This is a genomic window from Cupriavidus sp. 8B (assembly GCF_054589115.1).
Genome location: NZ_BAAILO010000027.1, coordinates 1 through 19,541, shown reverse-complemented (window position 1 = coordinate 19,541; position 19,541 = coordinate 1). Strand labels below are relative to the sequence as shown.

Genomic DNA, 19,541 nt, shown 5'->3' with positions numbered 1-19,541 from the left:
ACTCGAGGTGTTCGCTCGTATGCTCAAACAAGTTTCTCATCCCCCAACTTCAATTCACTGACGGGGTGTTGCACTTGGGACTTGAAACCGCCATGCTATGAGCGTAATCACGGGCGCGAATCAAGGTTACTTCAAAAAGGGAGCGCGATTACTACACTTCACGCCATTGAAAGCGCCCGCAAGCGTCAGCAGGACAAAGGGCATCTTGCACCTTCATCGCAAACCCATCCTGGTTGGCACCCACATTTGCACAATTAGTGATCGCCATTAGCGGAATTAGATCCTATGTAGGGGAAGAATCGCCAAGACGGCTAGCAGTAGGATTGATGGGGCACGAGCTCGCTCAATGGAGGGCATCATGAACGCCGATCACGCTACCGAACTACATGCTGAAGACGCCATCCTGGCGGTATCTCTCGAACTGTCGGCCGCACAATGGAAGGTTGCACTTCACGACGGATTCAGGGAGCAACCCGCGGTTCACTCGGTCGGTGCTCTACAAGCCGCTTCTCGACTGCAGGCCGTGCTTGATCTGATCGAGCAGCAAAAGCGCAAGTGGTCGCTGCCTTCGCATGTGCGTGTGGTCGTGAGCTACGAAGCTGGACAGGACGGATTCTGGATCCTTCGGTCGCTGCGCTCGCGCGGCATCGACTGTTATATGGTCGATGCCGCGAGCATCCCGGTGGAGCGCCACAAGCGGCGTGCGAAGACGGACCGCCTCGATGCAATCAAGCTCGTCACCAATCTACGTGCATGGCTACATGGCGAGCGAGACCGTATGCGGGTGGTGCGTGCGCCCTCTCTGCAGGATGAAGCGTCGCGTCATCTGATTCGCGATCGCGGACAACTGCAGAAGGAAGTCATGCAGCACCGCGACCGCATGCGCAAACTGCTTGTTACCGTTGGCTGTTGGGACGAGGTTGACCACCGTGCATTCGCCAAGCGGCTCGCTCGCGGCGAACTGACCTGCCACGACGGCTCGCCGTTGCCAGACGAACTGCGCGAACGGTTGCTGCGTGAATCGCATCGCCTGGAACTCGCCGAGCAGCAACTCAAGGATCTCCAGCGTACTCTTCATGACCGCCTACCCGAGCCGGTACGTGAGCGAATCACCTGGCTCAAGCGCTTGAGGGGAGTGGGTGACATTGGTGCATCGCGTCTTATGCTCGAACTGTTCTGGCGGCAGTTCCGCAACCGCCGACAGCTCGGCGCGTGCGTAGGACTCGTGCCCCAGCCCTACGACAGCGGCCAGAGCCGGGTCGATCAGGGTATTAGCAAGCAAGGCAATCGACGGGTACGGGTTCAGCTTATCGAGATGGCTTGGGGCTGGCTCCGATACCAGCCTGGCAGTGCGCTTACACGATGGTTCAACGAGCGCACCCAAGGTACCGGGCCCAACCGCCGTGCCCGCCGCATTGCCATCGTCGCGCTCGCCAGGCGCCTCGTGATTGCACTATGGCGTTACCTAACGGAAGGCATCATTCCCGACGGGGCCCAGTTCAAACTGGCATGACATCAGTTGCGATGTCGCAAAACAATCGAGGGTGAGATGAGTTGTGCCCGCGCAGATCGCTGGCCTGCTGAGCGCGGCCGATAATTAGATGGGGCACATCTCCCGGATTGCACTATCCGGCGCCACGCGCATAAAGGATGAGGCCGGTACTACCGGCGGATAGAAGTTGGTGAGACGTCGATGTCTCACGTGCGCACCAGCCGTCTCCCCTTACGTTAGTCGAGCCCACGCAGCCCGACCTCGAGGACTCTTTATGATCTGAATCTTTGTAGAAGGCTTGCCGCCACTTGCAACACCTACCACTCGACGCAGTAGGGCGCTCGCCGCCTCAGCGAGGCGCGGACGGACCCGCAACATCGATCGTCATTCCGGAGAGTTGCCCGGCTGAGGCAACCCGACCGGCCGGACGCTGGCCTACGTGGAAGAAATGGCCGCCGGGTACGCGAGGGCCAAGCGGCACGAATGTGAGAGCAGGCAGTCGGCGAACTCAGTGCGTCGCTCCCCGCACGACCCCCGGTGGTTGCTGCGCCTCCCATGCCGCGACCGCCTGATCCAGATTGAAGAACATCCGGTCGCGCCCGAGCGTCTCGCCGAGCGGTGAATGCTGCACCATCGCCAGTACGCCCGGGTTGAGACCCACGAGCCAGAGCGTTATGCCCTGCCTGCGCAGCTCCTTTTCCGCTTCCGTCAACATCTTGAGCGCCGTGTACTCGAGATCGATTACGGCGCGCAGATGGAGCACGACAATCTGGGGATGAGTTTGCTCGATCAGCGTGCGGATCTTCTGGCCGACGCGCTCGGCGTTGGCAAAAAAGATGGGCCCTTCCGGCCTCAACAACAGGAGGTCGGGAAAAGCCTCGTCGTCGGGGTGCTCCGCGGACACAGGACGGAACACGTTCGTGCCAAGCTTGCGGCGCAGCACATATACCGGTGGATCGGACGTCTGGTGAGCAAGCGCCAGGAGCGACACGACAATGGCGACGAGGATGCCCAGCAGGGTGCCGAAGAGCACGACGCCGGAGACCGCAACCAGCGCCCACACGAACTCTGTGCGTCGCACAGCGACAATCGCGCGAAATTCCGAGGGCTTGATCAGGCCGATCGAATAGACGATAACAACCGCTGCCAGCGTGGCGTGCGGCATCAGTCCGATGAAGGGCGCAAGCAGCAGCATCGTGCCCAGCGTGACGGCAGCCGTGACCAGTTCGGCAAGCTGGCTGCGGGCGCCCACGAGACGGTTCACGGCCGTCTGGCTCGTTCCTCCGCCCGCCGGCATGGAGCCCAGTAGCGCGCCTCCCACATTGGCAAGACCGATCGCCAGCAACTCCCGATTCGCCTGTGGCGCAGGTTCCCCGCTCTCAACGAACGCTCGCCCAGACGCGATCGTTTCGGTAAAGCTCATTAGTGCAATGCCCGCGGCAACTGGCCCAAGCGGCGCGACAAGCGAAAGGGCCGGCATGGTGACGGAAGGGAAGCCCGTCGGCACATGACCGACAATGTCGACCCCGTGAGACTGCAGGCCGAGCAGGCTCACGCCGCCGATCCCGCAAGCCACCGCAATCAGCGGCGCGGGTGCCCGTGGAAAGAAATGCTCGATTGCCACCAGAATGCCCACCGTAATCGCCCCCACCGCGACTGTCGCTGCTGACGCGTGTGGAATACCCGTGACGATGGCCAGCACGTTGTGGAAAAACGACCCCTTGGGAAAGTGAACGCCGAGCAGCTTCGGCAACTGATCCAGCACGATGACGACCGCGACACCGGCCTTGAATCCGGTCAGCACCGGATCGGAAATGAAGTTGGCAACGAATCCCAACCGCAGGAGCGCGGCGAGTATGAGGATGGCCCCGACCAGTAACGTCAGCGTTGCAGAGGCTCTCAGCAGGTCTGTCGTCCCTCCATCCGGGACCACCCGGGCGAGGGCCGCTGCGGCGAGGATGGCGATCGTTGCGCTGGTGCTCACGCTGAGCGGCCGCGACGATCCCAGGAACGCGTAGATCACCATCGGAAGGAAGGCCGTATACAGCCCGACCTGCACGGGCAGCCCCGCGACAGTCGCGTATGCCAAGGCCTTCGGAAGAACGACCGCCGCGGCGGTCACACCGGCAATGATATCCGGCTTGATCCACTCCTTCTGATAGTCGCGGACCCACTCCAGCACCGGAATGCGAAAGCCGCTAGTGGGATGTTTTGATGAATCGTGTCCCATAGTCGCGTGGATTCCCTATTGTCATCAAATCCCCAGATCATTCACAGGTCGCCCCAGCGATACCGGATGCGTCCGCGAATCGGGCGCCGGAGGAGACCATGCCATTGCCGGATCCTGCCTGTTCGCCTCCGCCAACCGGCTTCAGCATGTCCACTTGCATGGCCGACTCCGGTGTGAAACCTCCTTCCTGACGGGCAGTGAGCAAGTCCAGATCGTCACGGCGGACATTCGGGCGCCCGCATTGCGCAAACGTATGCTACCCCCAATGCCATGAGGCCAGCCGGTGCAGCAGATGCGTAACCGCGCCGGTACAGGCGGCAGACCGCCAGCAGATTGCGCTTGTCGAGCACCTGCTTCATGTCCGTTGCGCCTGCCGAGCATCGATCTGCCCAACCATGGCGCACGCAACGATGTCGTTCTGGTCGATGACGGTCGACGCGCCCGCCTTCTCGAGCAACATCCTGCGCAGATCGTTCTCACCTGACACTACGATCTGGAGCCCGGGATTGAGCGTGTGCGCCACCAGCGTGATCTCCAGATTGCTGTTCGGATCGGTGCCCGTCACGAACAGCGCACTGGCGGTATCCAGCCTGGCACGCTCGAGTACGTCGTCGAACGAGTTCTGATCGCCCAGGATGACCATGTATCCCAGTCCAGATGCTTTTTCGGCCTGCTTTGCGTCGGTATCCAGCACGAGCACGGTCGCTCCCGCGACTCGCAGACGGGCGGCGACCAGTTGGCCGACCGGACCAAACGGGCAGATCGCGACATGGTTGCTCAGCGTTTCCAGCTTGTGCTCCATGGCCCTGTTCTCCCAGAAGATCATCACGTCGTCGCCCGACAGCATCCCCGTCAGCTGGCGCAACGCGTAGCCGGCAACCACCATCGTTGCAAGTATCGCGACCAGCATGAATATCTTCTGGTCCGGATTGAAGTCCGAGAAGTTGCCCAGGGTCGTGACAAGGTTGACCGCATCCCACAAGGCCGTGAACATCTTCGTGGGCAACGGCGCATCCGAGTGGTCGAGCAGCACAAGCCCCACCGACGATCCCAGCAGCACCAGAAACAACAGGCTGACCGCCAGGTGCGCGCGGCGCCGCCATTCCTTGATACGCAGCCCGCCAAGCCGGGGTTCTTCGATCCGGTACATCCCGATCGTTCCTAGAATCCGTAAGTCGAATCGCAGTTCGAACCATTCGGAGGAAGCACGCTCGCACAACATGCTCTCCGTCCGTCCCGCTTTGCCGATTACATCATGTCACTCGGGCACGCCAGCGGAACTGGACTTTGGTCCTGCGCGTCGACGCGTTGCTCGAACAAGAAGGGGCATCCGGGCGCGCGTCATCGGGGCTTTCAGCGGGCGTTCCGCAATCCTCGTTCCCTGCCAGACGCAATGCGGCATTGCTCAGAATTTCTCGGGCACATACCTGAAATGATGGTCCGATTCGCGATACCCCCCGGCCTTCTGTCGCTGGGGCAACGACACCTTCTCCCGCGGGACAGTCTCGTACGGAACCACGCTGAGCAGATGGCTGATGATGTTCAGGCGGGCGCGCTTCTTGCGGTCCGCCCGTGCAACATGCCACGGCGAGAACGCAGTGTCGGTCATGCTGAACATCGCGTCGCGCGCCCGCGAATAGTCGTACCAGCGGCGATAGGATTCGAGATCCATCGGCGAAAGTTTCCAGATTTTGCGCTCATCGTGAATCCGGGCTTCGAGCCTGCGCGTCTGCTCTTCGTAGCTGATTTCGAGCCAGTATTTGATGAGGATGACTCCAGAGTCGATGATGGCACGCTCCACGAGCGGTGTAGTCATCATGAACATCTGCACATCCGCCTCCGTGCAGAAGCCCATGACGCGCTCGACACATGCGCGGTTGTACCAACTGCGGTCGAACAGCACGACTTCGCCAGCCGCCGGCAGGTGCGGAAGATAGCGCTGCAAGTACATCTGGGTCTTTTCCCGATCCGTGGGCGCTGGCAGCGCGATCACTCGGAAAATTCGCGGACTCACGCGTTCGGTGAGCGTCTTGATTACCCCGCCCTTGCCCGCGCCATCGCGTCCCTCGAACACAATGCAGATCTTGGCGCCAGTCTTTACTACCCATTCCTGCAACTTGACAAGTTCAGCATGAAGCAGGGCCAGTTCCTTCTGGTATGCCTTGTTGCCTAGCTTGTTGCCCGATTTGGAATCGTCGACCTTCGCCTCTTTCCGGATCTTAGACATTGCATTGTCCCCCAAAAAACGGCCAAACCGCGCCCCCTATGAGCGCCCCAGCGCCGGCTTCACGCACGCATTGCATGACATCAACGCCGCTGGTGCGTGTCCGATGGACGGTGGCCGCGGCGCCCCGCAATGCGGTTTCCCCCACCAGCGCCGCAACCCCCACTGTTTTGAACCACGCATCGAAATAAGCCTCACCGACTCGAGTCGTCAATGAAGGATAAGACTCCGCGGCGCTGGCGGCTTCAGTCGTGCCCGCAGCCGCCAGGGCAAGCAGTCGTCGTGCCGCGTCCGGAAGACCTGACTCGTCGATCTGAACGGCGCGAGCTCGCCGCGTACAGGCTGAGTCGCGAAGGGTCTTCACAAGAGCAATAAGCGCACTATCCCACCGACCCAGGCTGCTGGCGTCCAGCCGAAGCGTCTTCTTGCCAGCTTCGTCGAGAATGCGCTCTACCTCGGCGGCGCTGCGAATGCCAGTCTCGCAGGCGTTCCAGTCGCCTGTCAGACGAAGTACCGTCGCCAAGTCGTGCTCTTCGAGACTCCAGTCTGGCGGCAGCCCATCGAACGGGTTCATCGAATATCCCGGGCGGGGGGCGTTGAAAAAGCGAATTTGTTACGGGAGCGCTCTCTTTGAATGTTGTTCGTTCGCGCCAGCTTGATTCGGCAGGCCGCAATTCGAAGCCAGCAGGCCTGTGACGGGGTCCCCAAACAACGACTCGACACCCGCCGAGCGAACCTGAATCCGACTGCGGTGCCGTATCACCGGCGCACGTCTCCGCGTTTGGCGACCAGGCTGGTCTTCAAGCAGGTCACGCGAGCGCATCGGCTCAATGATTCTTTTTTAGTCGCGATTCTGCCCATAACACTTGATTTGGATCAACTAGCCGCTGACTAGTCGGCATCGGTTCCGATGCCGCAACCGTTCGACGCGCTGGCGATACCAGTCGCAGCCGGTTGATCGAGTGGTGCAATTGATCAATCCCGTGCTGCGGGGCTGGGTGGACTACTTTGCCGTAGGACATTCCAGCGAGTGCTTCGCTTCGTGAAAGACTGGGTAATGAGATGAGAATTTCCACACGATCATGCTGCTGCGCCGCTTTGCCGACACGATCAAGGCGCGCGCGTTTCCGGGAAAGCGGGCGCGCAACGCCGCTTCGGTGACCGCCTGGCTCGGGCGTTATGCCGAAAGCAGCACCCATTCAAGGCCAAACACGCATTCCTTGACGTAGCACAAGGCGGATCGGCGCCCGTGTGCCAGTCTTTGTCGAGTGGTGTCACGGAGTCCAGTTTGAACAGCACACGGGCAGCACAAGGAGCCGAGGAAAGGTCATGAGATTTTGCGATGAAACGGTTGCTATTCGTATGCAAGCGCCTCGCACAGAGCGGGCTTGGGTCGCTGGCGGCAGCGGCACAAGGGCTGGTGCGCTCGTATTTACCGCCGGCGTCGGCGAGCATGCCGCGCCGATTCGCGAGCAGGTTTGCCGGCAGGCGGCCTGGCTTGGCATTGCGCTTGATGCCGGGGCGAACGCCAGGGGCGAGCCGAGAATCAGTGCGCCATCCAGCAGGGTGCCGGTGTGGGTCATCCCGACCAATGAGGAACTGATGATCGCAAGGCACACCAGGTCGGTGATCGGAACGGAGGCGCTATGAAGATCATCTCACTCGAAGATGCGGTCGCCTTGATCCCTGACGGCGCAACGGTCATGGTCGGCGGCTTCATGGGCGTCGGCACGCCGGAGCGGCTGATGAACGAACTCTTGCGCCAGGGCAAGCGGGACCTCACGGTGATCGCCAACGATACCGCGGTGCCAGGCAGGGGCATAGGCAAGCTGGTTGCGGCGGGCGTCTTGCGCAAGGCAATCGTCAGTCACATCGGCCTCAATCCCGAAACTCAGCGCCAGATGATCGTGGGTGCGCTGGAGGTCGACCTGGTGCCGCAGGGGACCCTGATCGAACGCATCCGCGCGGCCGGTTGCGGGCTGGGCGGCATCCTGACGCAGACCGGCGTCGGGACGCTGGTCGAGGCAGGCAAGCGCAAGCTGGAGGTGGAGGGCGTCGAGTATCTGCTGGAGAAACCGCTGCGCGCCGACTTTGCGCTGGTCGAGGCATTCGTGTCGGACTACCAGGGCAATCTGGTGTATGCGCTGACAGCGCGCAATTTCAACCCTGTCATCGCCATGGCGGGCGCGACGGTCATCGTGGATGCCGCGCACATCGTGCCGGTCGGCATGATTTCGCCCGACCATGTGATGACGCCATCGGTCCTGGTGGATTACCTCATCGCGCATCAATGACGCCGGCAGGCGCAGGAACAGGAAAGACCATGGACGCACAAACGGTGATAGCCAGGCGCGTGGCGCAAGAACTGCGCGACGGCATGTTGGTCAACCTCGGCGTAGGCATCCCCACGCTGGTGGCCAACTATGTGCCGCAAGGCATGCACATCTTTTTCCAGTCCGAGAACGGCCTGATTGGCACCGGCCCAATCCCGGAGGCCGGCATGGCCGAAGGCTTCCTGACCGACGCGGCGGGCCAGCCGGTCACCGCGTTGCCCGGGGCCTGTACGTTCGACAGCGCCATGTCCTTTGGCCTGATCCGCGGGCATCACCTCGACATGACGGTGCTGGGCGCACTGGAGGTCGATGAGGCCGGGCACCTTGCAAACTGGACCATTCCCGGCAAGCTTGTGCCGGGAATGGGCGGTGCCATGGACCTGGTGGCTGGCGCCAGGCGCGTTGTGGTGGCCATGCAGCATTGCGCAAAGGGCAAGTCCAAGCTGGTCAGCCAATGCACTTTGCCGCTGACCGGGCTGCGGCCAGTGGACCTTGTCGTTACCGAACTGGCAGTGATTTCGTTCGCCACGGGCAAGGCGGTGTTGATGGAGACGGCGCCCGGCGTGTCGGTCGAGCAGGTACAAGAGGCGACACAGGCCAGGCTTGTGGTGCCCGCGCGGGTGCCGGAGATGTTCTTCGATGGAGCAGCAATATGACAGCGGAAACACTGTGGCCGATCCTGGCGGGCAAGAAGGCGCTGGTCTGTGGGATCGCCAACGACCAGTCAATCGCCTATGGCTGCGCAAAGGCCTTTCGGGAGCTGGGCGCCGACCTCGCGATCACCTATGTGAACGAGAAGTCCAGGCAGTATGTGGAGCCGATAGCGAAGGAATTGGAAGCCCCGATCTTTATGCCGCTCGATGTGTCGCGCGAAGGGGAGCTTGAGGCCGTGTTCGCGGAAATCGAAAAGACGTGGGGCAAGCTCGATATGCTCGTGCATTCGATTGCCTGGGCGCCAAAGGACGATCTGCAGGGCGGCTTGCTGAATTGTTCCGCGGAGGGCTTCGGCAAGGCCATGGACATTTCCTGCCACTCCTTTATCCGCATGGCGCGGCTGGCGGTGCCTCTGATGCCGGACGGCGGCACGATGTTTACGATGAGTTATTACGGCGCAAACAGAGTGGTGCCGAACTATAACGTCATGGGTCCGGTGAAAGCCGCGCTGGAGGCCGTTTCGCGCTACCTGGCTTACGAGCTCGGCTCCAAGGGCATCCGGGTGCATGCGATATCGCCGGGACCGCTCAAGACCCGCGCCGCCTCCGGACTGAAGGACTTCGACCTGATGCTCAACGACGCGGCGCAGCGCGCGCCAGTGGGAGAACTGGTCGACATCCACGATGTCGGTTTTACCTGCGCGTTTCTTGCGACGCCCTTTGCGCGGCGGCTGTCGGGAGAAACGCTGTATGTGGATGGCGGCGTCAACATCATGGCGTAGCGCGCCGCGGCAGCAACTGAGGAGAGTGAATCATGTCCTTGCTACTACTGGACAATATCGACAGCAGCACCACCGATGACGAGATCAAGGCATTCCTGGTCAAGTACGGCTTCCCACCGTTCGACGAAATCGAGCATGTTCCGGGGGACGGGTCGCGGCCAGCCGTGACGCTGACCTTTCATTCCCTCGAGCCGGATGCCTTGCGCAAGCTTCAGCCGCGCATCCACAACATGTTCTGGAAAGGCCACAACCTCAGCGCGCTGGTCATGGCGGAGCGCTATAGCTGACCTCGCAGAGCAGAGCGACGCGCGGTGAAGGGAGCTGTTGCATGAGTATTCTGAACTGGTTGCGCCGACGTGAGGCCGGCGCGCACCCGCATGACGAGCAAGAGATTGCCGGGTTGACGGAGCGCGTGCTCGGGCTCAGCCCGCGCCTGCGGCTGGTACCGCGCTATGAGCAACGGCTCGGCCCCGCGATCGGCGTGGCGCTCGATTACGTACGGGACCTCGTAGCCGGCCTTCCCGCGCCGCGGGAAGCCAGTGTGGCGGCGTGGGGATCCGACCCCTATATTCATGCTTTCTTCGGCACCGCGCATGACGTGGAGCTCGCCTTCAGCCGCTCATCGGACCTGCGCGAGTTTTTCGAGGCGTCGGCGGGTGCGGACGAAGCGTACGCGGTGCTGGGCATGACCATGACGGAGCGCCGTACGCTGGGCATGGCCCTCGAAGGGGATGTGATGCGTGCCGAGGTGCCGCAGACCACGGTCAGCTTCAGTGACCATGAGGTCCGGATTTGCGGCTCGACCGATGCGGCGCTGCGCGAGGAGATCGCCAGGCGAATGCTGGATCAGATGGCTCTTCAGAGCCTTGCCAATATTGCTGCCGACACATCGCGGCGCGACATGCTGGAGCGCGAGCACGGTTTGCTGAAGGCGCGCTTGCGCCTGCTGGAACGGCAGAGCACCGGTATGCGTTCGGTGATGGGCGGCGACGAGCAGGCGGACACCGGGGAGCGGGCCCGGCTGCGCGAGCAGATCGAACAGAACGGCAGGGAGCTGGGCGAACTGGGTGACAAGTCCGGCGCGCTTGAGCGCCAGTTGGAGGGCATGGTGGCGGTGTTCAAGGATGCAAGGTCGTGCTTCTCCATTGAATGCCGGCGCAGGCGGCTAAGCCTGATGAATGTGATTTTGCCGGAAGGCAGCACGGTGCCCGGGCATGAGCTGGAGTTGCTGACGGCGCGCGTTCCCGGCGATCCACCGCTGGTGCGTACGTTTGCGCTGGTGCGCTTCGCACGCGCAGCGATGTTGTCGTGCACGAGCCTGCTCGACGAGGCCGAGCGCATGCTGTAGCGGCGAGCGGGAGAAGGTGGGTCTCTGGTGTTTCAAAGGAGGGAGAAATCGTAACTTCTCAACAAAACGAGGCAAATGGCACCACGCGGCTCAGGTGGAGAGAGCGATGCGATGCTCGAGGATGTGGGGAAGGAGGGGAATGCAATTGGTGTGAGTTGCGGTCGGCAAAGTAGTCCCAGAACGAGATTCCCAGCTTTCGACAGGTCTTCTTCAAGCTCGAGAAGGTGTCACGGCATTGACGACCGAGTTCGCTGCGCGTGCCGCCACTGATCTTCTGCTTTTTGACGCGGAAGCGCTTCGGGCCGAGTTCGCGCGCGAGATATCGGCAGGTTGCTTCGAGCGCCGCCTTCACTGGGTCCATCAGGTCGTAGTTCGGTACGACGCGAGTCGCACCGAGGTAGCTCATCGCAAACAGGGCGCCGCCTTCATCCATCAAGGGCGCGGCGAGACGCGCCATACGGATGAACGAATGACACGAGACGTCCATCGCTTGCGCGAAGCCTTCCGCCGAACTGTTCAACAGACCGCCTTTCAGATCGTTCTTCGGTGCGAACGTGATTGAATGGATGGCGACGTCGAGCCGTCCCACGTGTCGCGAATCGAATCGAAGGCGGCCTCGAGTTCGCCAGGTTTCGAAACATCGAGCGTCAAGACAATTGAAGCGCCCAATTCCCGCGCGAGCGGTTCAACGTAAGTCTTTGCCTTTTCGTTCGGATACGTGACGGCGAGTTGCGCCCCAAGCTCGCGGAATGCCTGTGCACATCCATAAGCGATCGAATGCTCGTTCGCGATGCCGACGATTAAATCCTTGGGGTCCGCGAACGGCTGCGCAGAAAGCTTCTTACCCCTCCAGCCGGTGCAGTGCGTGCCGGGCAATCATCAGTTCTTCGTTGGTCGGGATGACCCAGACATCGACAGCGCTTTGCGGATCGCTGATGCGCGGTCCGTGCTTCGCATTCGCCTGCGGGTCGAGCGAGACGCCAAGCCATGCGGCCGCGCGACACACGCGCTCGCGCACGGGGGCCGCATATTCGCCGATACCCGCCGTGAAGACAATCGCATCGAGGCCGCCGAGCGCGGCCGTGAGCGAACCGATTTCGCGCGAGATCCGATAGCAGAAGAGGTCGACGGCAACGGCCGCAGCGGGCGTGTCGCTCGTGAGCAGCGTGCGCATGTCGCTCGAAATGCCGGAGACGCCAAGCAACCCAGAGCGCTTGTAAAGCAGTGATTCGATCTCGCGGGCATCCATGTGCGCCTCCTCCATCATCCACAGCACCACCCCCGGATCGAGGCTTCCCGAGCGAGTGCCCATGACGAGCCCTTCGACGGCCGTGAAGCCCATCGTACTCGCGACACTCTTGCCGTGATGCAGCGCCGTCATACTGGCGCCATTGCCGAGATGCAGCACCACTGTCCTGCCGTAGGCGGCGCGCTCGTCGTATTGCGGCAAGACACTTGCGACGTACTCATACGAGAGACCATGAAACCCGTAGCGCCGAACGCCGCGCTGGGTAATCTCGGGTGGCAGCGCGAAGCGGGTCGCCACGTCGGGCTGGGTATGGTGGAACGCCGTGTCGAAGCATGCGATTTGCGGTACCACTGGGTTGCTCGCCTGGATCGACCGGATCGCCGCGAGGTTATGCGGCTGATGCAGCGGCGCGAGGGGAATGAGCGCTTCCAGTTCGGCCATCACCTTCGCGTCGACGCGTACGGGCGCCGAATAACGTTCACCACCGTGCACGACGCGATGGCCGACGGCCAGCAGCCTGGCGTCGCCTGCGTGTCCACGTAGCCATTCCAGCAGGAATGCAATCGCCTTGTCGTGGCCGAGACGTTCGCCCTCCGGCCAGCGCTTGTCGTCGATGATCTCGCCGCTTTGCCGTTTGACCTGAAAGCGCGGGTTGGTGTAGATTTCCTCCAGCTTGCCGCCGGCGATTGGGTCAAGCGCGCCGTCGCTCGCCGCGAATGCATGAAACTTGATGCTGGATGACCCCGCATTGATGACCAGAATGACGTCCATGCGTGAACCCTTTAGACGATGGCGGCAGAAGGCTTCTCGCGCCGCGCAAGTGCGACGAGCGAAGCGACCGCGCACGACGCAAGCCGCGTGATCACCGAATCGGCACGGCTGGTGAGAATAATGGGAACCCTCGCGCCAAGCACGATACCGGCGGCATCCGCACCGGCGAGAAATGACAGGCTCTTGGCGAGCAGATTGCCGGCTTCGAGGTTCGGTACGACGAGCACGTTGGCATGCCCGGCCACTGGCGACGAAATGCCTTTTATCTTCGCGGCCTCTTCGCTGATCGCATTGTCGAGGGCGAGCGGGCCGTCGAGAATCCCACCTGTGATCTGCTGGCGGTCGGCCATTTTGCACAATGCGGCGGCATCGAGTGTCGACGGCACCTTCGAGTTCACGGTTTCCATCGCCGACAGGATCGCCACCCGCGTGGACGGAAATCGCAATGCCTGGGCGAGGTCGATGGCGTTCTGCACGATGTCACGTTTTTCATCGAGTGTCGGCGAGATGTTCACGGCTGCGTCGGTGATGATCAACGCGTCGGCCTGGCCGGGCACGTCCATCACGAAGCAATGGCTGACGCGCCGTTCGGTGCGCAGGCCGGTGCCTCGCGCGACGACCGCTGCCATCAGTTCGTCCGTGTGCAGCGAACCTTTCATCAGTGCTTGCGCCTTACCTTCATGCACGAGTTGCACGGCGACTTCTGCCGCCGCGTGACTGTGTGGCACGTCGACGATGGGCAGATCGCCGAGGTCGAGGTTGCCTTCCCGTGCAGCCGCCTCGAGTTTTGCGCGCGGCGCCACGAGTATCGGCGCAATCAGACGGAGGCGCGCGGCTTCGATCACTGAGGACAAGGAGTCGTGATCGCATGGGTGCGCAACGGCGGTCGGCAACGGCGGCAGCGTTTCCGCGAAAGCGATCAACTGCCCATATTTTTCGCGTTTGTGTTCCATGTCGTGTGTCCTCGATTGGCAAAAATTCCTGGGGCCCGACAGCGATCAACCACCGGGCACGCGCGATCACACGCGCAGTTACTTGACCTGCTGGCGGGCGTTGGCACGCGGCGCCGATTTCGTCTTCGCTGCCGACTCAAAAATGGTCAGAACACGCGCCAGATCGGCGCGTTCGTGTTCGTCGAGCGGCAGCGTGGTGCTGAGCTTTTCGATGTCGCGTGCGGCGTTACGGACCTCCGCGGGCGGCGCGCCGGACAGCATGCCGGGTAGTGCATCGATTGCGGCATCGGCGTCAAGGCGCAGCAACTTGGCTTGCTCGCGAACAACCTGCTTGAACGAAAGAATGCCGCGATCGGACAGCGTGCTGAGCATAGCGCGCGCGAGATTGAAGCCGCGTTCGTCAGCTTCGCGGTGCGTACGACGCACATAGAGCAGCGCGCGCGCACTCGCTTCGATGAGGCCACCCGTTGTCATGCAATGGCGCAGCCGTTCGTTTTCTGCGGCGATCGCTGCGTGACGATCGTCGACATCCCCGGATTCATCCGATACGGCAGATCGGCCGTCGTCGCGTTGCGGGGGGAGCCCGGCGAGGGCCTGCAGCCAGGGGGCGCTGTAGATGGCTTCGAAGAGCTGTTCGACCGCCGCGTCACGTATGTCACGATAGCAATTCAGCGACGCCTCGATTGAGTCCGATACCACGCTTTGCATTTGCCAGAATGGATTATCGGCAGGGGCGGCCTTGCGCGACTCTCTCACGCTTTGCGCGGCCTGGGCGACGCTCGATGCCAGCGGATGACGGTCCGACCAAGACTCGTAGGGGATCCGCAGTGGATGAAATTTGCTCGCGAGATCTGCGCTCCACGGCGTTACGCACATGCGTAGCCACGGTTGTACACAGTTGCGATAGAGGCCGAGATTGAAATTGGACACATAGGCTGCTGTTGCGAAACGACGGTCGCTTTCCGCGTCTGGCTGCACGATAGCCCGCACATTATCGATGCTGCGCGGCGAGATCGACAACACGTGATCGCCTTCGACGAGGTCAGCATGCGGCGTCGCTTCGGTCCTCGCCCCCATGTGCGCTTCATACAGGCCGGACGGCAACAGGTCGATGAGATCGATGTTGCTCACGAATTCGCGATGCTCCTTGCGGCCCGTACTGCTCGAGACGAAGATGCCGAGATGGCCGATGTTGTCATGGGTTGCGTAGACGATGGTCTGGTCGTGCCCGAACAGGTCGGCGTCGTCGCGATACAGGTCGGTAATCCAACCGAGCGCCTGGGGTGGCGGCGTGATGTTGTCACCGTATGAGCAGAACACCACAATCGGCGACCGGATATTGCGCAGGTCGAGACGCACGCCATCCGACATAACGATATCGCCGCGCGCGAGCCGATTGCCGACGAATAGGTTGTCGACGATGTATTGCATTTCTGCCGCGTTGAGGAACACGTGGCCGCCCCAGTATTTTTCGAAGCCTAAATACCGTGGCGCTTCCGTATCGATATTCGCATACAGGTTGTTGTACTTTTGCCAGAGTGTGTTGGCCGGGTTGAGGTTCTCGAAGTTCTGCACGAGCCACGCGCCGTCAAAGCGGCCGTCGCCGAGATCGCCCGTGAGCGCGGTCAGCCATGAACCACCGAGCAAACCTCCGGAATAGCGCATCGGATTTTTGCCGCGCCAGCCTGCCCAATACGAAACGGGCGCGCCCGCGACGATGATCGGCCCGAACAGGTCGGGTCGCATCGCGGCTGTCATCAGTACCTGCCAGCCCGCCTGGCAATTGCCGATTACGGCGGGCTTTCCAGGGCTATCCGGATGCAGTTCGATAACTTTCTCGAGGAACGTCGCTTCGGCATGCATGACATCTTCGACTGTCTGACCGGGTACGGGGTCAGGAAGGAAGCCTACGAAATAGCACGGGTGTCCCGCTCGCAACGCGGCGCCGATTTCGCTGTCGCGCTTGAAGCCGCCAATGCCAGGCCCGTGCCCCGCGCGCGGGTCGAACACGACGAACGGACGAAAACGGCCCGCGTCGTGCACTTCGGTCGCAATGCGATCGGGTTGCAGGTCGTCAGGCGAAATGATGCGCACGAGGCCGTAGCTGACCGGACGCGGCAAGGTGCGCCCATCCAGGATCAACTCGGCAGCGAAATCGAGCACATTGGGTGTGCGCTCATGCAAGTGCGCCTGGTATTGGTTGCCGCGCTCGCGCATCACGTCGGCGAACAGCACATTGCGTTGCCACGCGTCGATTGCGTACTCAGCGCCCGCGTTTGGCAACGTCGTTCCCGGCGGAAATGCGTAGGGCAAAGCCGTCGCGGGATCATTTTGCGGATCGGATGTCGGGTTCAAGTGATGCATGCCGCATTAACCTCCTCAAAGAGTCCGCGCCGGTGCCTGGCGTCTCGTGGCCGAGCGCGCGGAACGTTTACGATTTAATCATCACGATACTACTTGTCATGATGACGGGCAAGTCATTATGGGGCGAAATCCAGAGATCTTGAAAGATTCCGTTGCGCTCACGCTGCTTGGCTCATGTAACGAGGCCGATAACGATCCCGGGACACGTGGTGCATCGAAACCACTTCTCGCCGCCAGCTCCGCACCAGCTGGTTGCATGCGAGCATTGCGACGCACTCCATAGGCGCGTGGCGCTGAAGCCGGACGAACGTGCCACCTGCCTGCGCTGCGGCGGCGCGCTCTATCGCGACAGTTCGCGAGCCTATCGCCGCTTGCTGCCGCTCGTGGTGACTGGGCTGATCCTGTTCCTGATCTCGAACGCGTACCCGATTCTCGCCATGGCCTCAAGGGCTCGCGCATGGAGTCCACGCTATGGGGCGCCGTAGAGGCACACTCTACGCGGACGACATGACGCTTGTGGCGATGCACGTGTTCGCCAAAAGGATCCTGCGCCCGCTGGCCGGTTTGGTCATGATGTGCTACGTGCTCGTGCCGATGGCGCAGCACGCATGCCACGCGGGTTCGACCGCATCCTGCGCGGCATTCACCCGACGCGGCCCTGAGGCATGATCGAAGTGTTCGTGACCGGCGTGCTGGTCACGGTGGTGAAGCCGTCGACCATGGCGTAGGTGCTGCCTGGCGTCGCGCGCTGGTCGTACTTGCCGCCATGCTGTCGTTAGATCCGCGCGAACTCTGGCACCACCTCGATGCGCACGTGCAGATGACGTACCACCTTGCTCGTCGGATGTCGCCAATGCCGCACAGACTAGCTTCCTCCCGGCGCAGCGACGGCGAGGTTTTGATAATCATATAGCCGGCCTGGGCCTCGCCACGAGAAGCGGTGAGGTTAGAGTCAAGGGCGTGCACTTCGACCTGACGGAGTCGAATAGTTCCGCGCATCGTGTTCGCTGTACAAAGCGGCGCGGGTGGTGCCGAAACCCATACCCGCGCGCGTGGCGAACGTCGTCTTGGCCGTCCGCCGTAGCAACAGAACTAACCCGCGCCGGGGGGCGGGGAAGTGGATTCTTTTACGAACGTGAATGTTCCGAGGGAGTGCCTGCACCGAAGTCCAACGGACCCGCATCCTGCTTCGTGTGGGATTGCTCCACGGTCACGGGCTTGCCCTCCCAACGCGTGCTGTTCCTTCATCCCTAGTGGAGCGGCTCCAGGGTCGGTACGCCAGCGTGCGCGCCGCACGTTGGGCTTGTAGTCCCTGTGCTCGTTTCGCATCGGCCTGTGCAACGTGTCCTTCCTGCCCCGCCAGATCCACGCGCGCGGCACCTTCCACCAGGCAGGTCCAGTAGCGGGTGCCGCGGCACCGGGTCCGGATCGCGTCGCGCAATACCAACTCCGTTAGGCCAAGTTCCTGCACGTGCGGGACGAGATCCTCAAAGATGCCGATCTTGAGCGGTAACTTGGGCGCAGGACTCTTCGGAAAGGTTTGTGGGAAGCGCTTTTGCAGCTTCACGATCGCTTGCAGCACCGGATCGTCGCCAACAGGTACGCCACATACCGAATTGAACAACGTGACCCCGCTCGGAGCGATCGAATACTACGTGAGTAGGCGACAAACGGTGCTGACGCGGCTTGCTGAAGATCATCGTCGACCCGCCGCGCCGCTGGCGCAAACTAATGGTCGTGACGAACTCATTCGTCAATGGCGCCGGGAGCTATGCCTGCCAATGCCCGGTGCTAGCGGGACAGTGATGAGAGCGCGAAGGAAGGGCGTAATTGTTGCCGTGAACATGGGACTGGCAGCAAATAGTCGGTTCCACAGGGGTTGACGTCTCGCTTCGCGAGAGGCAGTCACCGTAACTCCAGCTTATTGGGCGGAAACACTCGCCACGAGCCGTCAGCATGACGGAAGAAGAGCAACGAAAGAACTCCCGAGGTGCGACCGATATCGAGTTGCACGCATCCGAAATACTGGCCCGGCTTGCGCACCCGAGTGATACGTGTTGGTGTCGTTGCATCGACGCCAAGCCATTTCTCGACCGCGCGGCGCAGCGCAGTTCTTTTCCTGTCCATCTCAAACCTACCTCGATATGTTCACAAAGAGAAACTCACCTCACTTCTATACTGCTTGAAGGCATCTCGTTATATAGAAGTCATGATTCTTCTCGCAGTGCCTGAACGGTGAGTGCGGCATCCATGGTTCGCTGCTTGCCGACCGAGATCGAGGGAACGACCGGGTTCCACGATGGCCATGAAGACCCACTCTCCGCGCTCCGGGGCCAGGCGCAGCGGCTGGATGTGGATGCCCGGAAAGACATCCTTGATCAGCGGGATCTGCTCGATGTTGACGGCCAGGAGCTTGTCCTGCGGCAGGGCGGGCAGCGGCAGCTTGGCGCCGGTGGACGTGGTCAGTTGGGTTGGGAGTCTTACGGTCATGTGTGGTTCCTTTCACTGGCAGGAAGTAGAGGTCGGAAACCGTCCTTTGATGAGACAGAAGAGGCACGCCGGTCCGGCGGAAGCTCAGAGGTGCGGCGGCAACGCGCCGGAGGAATAGAAGCGTCCAGCGCAACGGTGAAGCCTGGCCAACCGCTGCCGGGCCTGCATGTCACTAAATACTACTAAAGTTCTAATGATAGAATGTTAGGGGCTGCGACTGGATTTTTCATCCCTTGTTTACCCTAGGGACTGAATCAGGGCCTTTAGGCTTGCTTGCGCTCGCTAACCGTCCGCCGTTGGGGTTCGGTGATGGCGGGTACCGTTTTCAATGCGGACGCGGGGATGTAGATCTTTGAGACGTAGCGGTCACCCCGATACCAAGTGACGCTTGCGTACATCACAAGGGATGCCTGGGAAGGTTTTCAAGATGCAGGGCTATGGCAGCCTTGAGGAAGAGATTTTTTCCTTTACCTTGGCCTATCAATCGATGACAACTTGCCTTTGTTCTACGTATGGTCAGTTCAGCGTCGCTGACCTGATTTTGGACACTATCCCTTAGGGAAGGACTGATTTATTCAGTGCGGCGGTCATCGTTGAGTGGCTTGTAAACGTTGTCCTATGTGTGCCCCAAGAGATGAGCCGAGATGAAGCG

18 protein-coding genes and 3 pseudogenes are annotated in these 19,541 nt (G+C 61.5%); 10 read left to right on the top strand and 11 right to left on the bottom strand.

The window, feature by feature from the left end; all coding sequences use genetic code 11:
- Positions 1-358 precede the first annotated feature (358 nt).
- Positions 359-1,513, top strand: coding sequence for an IS110 family RNA-guided transposase (locus ACYP5B_RS02840; RefSeq protein WP_013958800.1), 1,155 nt, complete (start codon positions 359-361; stop codon positions 1,511-1,513).
- A gap of 487 nt (positions 1,514-2,000) precedes the next feature.
- On the opposite strand, the gene ACYP5B_RS02835 is transcribed toward ACYP5B_RS02840, so the two are convergent.
- From ACYP5B_RS02835 to ACYP5B_RS02820, 4 genes are all read right to left on the bottom strand, one after another.
- Positions 2,001-3,722, bottom strand: coding sequence for a SulP family inorganic anion transporter (locus ACYP5B_RS02835; RefSeq protein ID WP_459568479.1), 1,722 nt, complete (start codon positions 3,720-3,722; stop codon positions 2,001-2,003).
- 355 nt (positions 3,723-4,077) lie between these two features.
- On the bottom strand, positions 4,078-4,872 hold the full coding sequence (locus tag ACYP5B_RS02830) for a potassium channel family protein (RefSeq protein ID WP_459568478.1): 795 nt from the start codon (positions 4,870-4,872) through the stop codon (positions 4,078-4,080).
- 255 nt (positions 4,873-5,127) lie between these two features.
- Positions 5,128-5,949, bottom strand: coding sequence for a polyphosphate kinase 2 (ppk2, locus tag ACYP5B_RS02825; protein ID WP_459568477.1), 822 nt, complete (start codon positions 5,947-5,949; stop codon positions 5,128-5,130).
- Positions 5,942-6,520: a hypothetical protein gene (locus ACYP5B_RS02820; protein ID WP_459568476.1), complete on the bottom strand. Its 579-nt coding sequence runs from the start codon at positions 6,518-6,520 to the stop codon at positions 5,942-5,944. Before ACYP5B_RS02820 ends, ppk2 begins: the two co-directional genes overlap by 8 nt.
- A 388-nt stretch (positions 6,521-6,908) precedes the next feature.
- On the opposite strand from ACYP5B_RS02820, the gene ACYP5B_RS02815 reads away from it, so the two are divergent.
- From ACYP5B_RS02815 to ACYP5B_RS02780, 8 genes and pseudogenes are all read left to right on the top strand, one after another.
- Complete coding sequence (locus tag ACYP5B_RS02815) at positions 6,909-6,992, top strand: group II intron maturase-specific domain-containing protein (protein ID WP_459568480.1); 84 nt, start codon at positions 6,909-6,911, stop codon at positions 6,990-6,992.
- A gap of 36 nt (positions 6,993-7,028) precedes the next feature.
- Positions 7,029-7,175, top strand: coding sequence for a hypothetical protein (locus ACYP5B_RS02810; RefSeq protein WP_459568475.1), 147 nt, complete (start codon positions 7,029-7,031; stop codon positions 7,173-7,175).
- A 158-nt stretch (positions 7,176-7,333) separates the two neighbouring features.
- A pseudogene (locus ACYP5B_RS02805) lies at positions 7,334-7,596 on the top strand (acetate/propionate family kinase); the annotation flags it as partial.
- Positions 7,593-8,240 carry a CoA transferase subunit A gene (locus tag ACYP5B_RS02800; protein ID WP_459568474.1) on the top strand — a complete coding sequence of 216 codons (648 nt, stop codon included), beginning with the start codon at positions 7,593-7,595 and terminating at the stop codon, positions 8,238-8,240. The pseudogene ACYP5B_RS02805 and the gene ACYP5B_RS02800, both read left to right, overlap by 4 nt.
- A 29-nt stretch (positions 8,241-8,269) precedes the next feature.
- The gene (locus tag ACYP5B_RS02795; protein ID WP_276103492.1) at positions 8,270-8,935 is read left to right on the top strand and encodes a 3-oxoacid CoA-transferase subunit B; all 666 of its coding nucleotides are present in this window, start codon (positions 8,270-8,272) and stop codon (positions 8,933-8,935) included.
- Positions 8,932-9,714, top strand: a complete 783-nt coding sequence (fabI, locus tag ACYP5B_RS02790) for an enoyl-ACP reductase FabI (RefSeq protein WP_459568473.1) — start codon at positions 8,932-8,934, stop codon at positions 9,712-9,714. The genes ACYP5B_RS02795 and fabI overlap by 4 nt, the downstream gene beginning before the upstream one ends.
- Positions 9,715-9,746: 32 nt before the next feature.
- Complete coding sequence (locus tag ACYP5B_RS02785; protein WP_459568472.1) at positions 9,747-10,001, top strand: RNA-binding protein; 255 nt, start codon at positions 9,747-9,749, stop codon at positions 9,999-10,001.
- A 41-nt stretch (positions 10,002-10,042) separates the two neighbouring features.
- A complete protein-coding gene (locus ACYP5B_RS02780) occupies positions 10,043-11,062 on the top strand; it encodes a hypothetical protein (RefSeq protein WP_459568471.1) in 1,020 nt (339 codons plus the stop codon).
- A gap of 283 nt (positions 11,063-11,345) precedes the next feature.
- Here ACYP5B_RS02780 and ACYP5B_RS02775 read toward each other — a convergent pair.
- The 4 genes and pseudogenes from ACYP5B_RS02775 to ACYP5B_RS02760 all read right to left on the bottom strand — a co-directional run.
- Positions 11,346-11,863 (bottom strand): annotated as a pseudogene (locus tag ACYP5B_RS02775) (SDR family oxidoreductase); the annotation flags it as partial.
- Between the two features lie 40 nt (positions 11,864-11,903).
- Entirely contained in the window at positions 11,904-13,082 is a 1,179-nt protein-coding gene (locus ACYP5B_RS02770) for an acetate/propionate family kinase (protein ID WP_459568470.1), read from the bottom strand.
- A gap of 11 nt (positions 13,083-13,093) precedes the next feature.
- Positions 13,094-14,035: a phosphate acetyltransferase gene (locus ACYP5B_RS02765; protein WP_459568469.1), complete on the bottom strand. Its 942-nt coding sequence runs from the start codon at positions 14,033-14,035 to the stop codon at positions 13,094-13,096.
- Between the two features lie 78 nt (positions 14,036-14,113).
- Positions 14,114-16,399 carry a DUF3141 domain-containing protein gene (locus ACYP5B_RS02760; RefSeq protein WP_459568468.1) on the bottom strand — a complete coding sequence of 762 codons (2,286 nt, stop codon included), beginning with the start codon at positions 16,397-16,399 and terminating at the stop codon, positions 14,114-14,116.
- Between the two features lie 194 nt (positions 16,400-16,593).
- On the opposite strand from ACYP5B_RS02760, the pseudogene ACYP5B_RS02755 reads away from it, so the two are divergent.
- Positions 16,594-17,207, top strand: a pseudogene (locus tag ACYP5B_RS02755) (paraquat-inducible protein A); the annotation flags it as partial.
- A 402-nt stretch (positions 17,208-17,609) separates the two neighbouring features.
- Here ACYP5B_RS02755 and ACYP5B_RS02750 read toward each other — a convergent pair.
- From ACYP5B_RS02750 to ACYP5B_RS02740, 3 genes are all read right to left on the bottom strand, one after another.
- Positions 17,610-18,023, bottom strand: coding sequence for a ProQ/FinO family protein (locus tag ACYP5B_RS02750; protein ID WP_459568467.1), 414 nt, complete (start codon positions 18,021-18,023; stop codon positions 17,610-17,612).
- Positions 18,024-18,304: 281 nt separating this feature from the next.
- Entirely contained in the window at positions 18,305-18,526 is a 222-nt protein-coding gene (locus ACYP5B_RS02745; RefSeq protein ID WP_459568466.1) for a hypothetical protein, read from the bottom strand.
- 69 nt (positions 18,527-18,595) lie between these two features.
- The gene (locus tag ACYP5B_RS02740; RefSeq protein WP_459568465.1) at positions 18,596-18,889 is read right to left on the bottom strand and encodes a hypothetical protein; all 294 of its coding nucleotides are present in this window, start codon (positions 18,887-18,889) and stop codon (positions 18,596-18,598) included.
- Positions 18,890-19,541 lie beyond the last annotated feature (652 nt).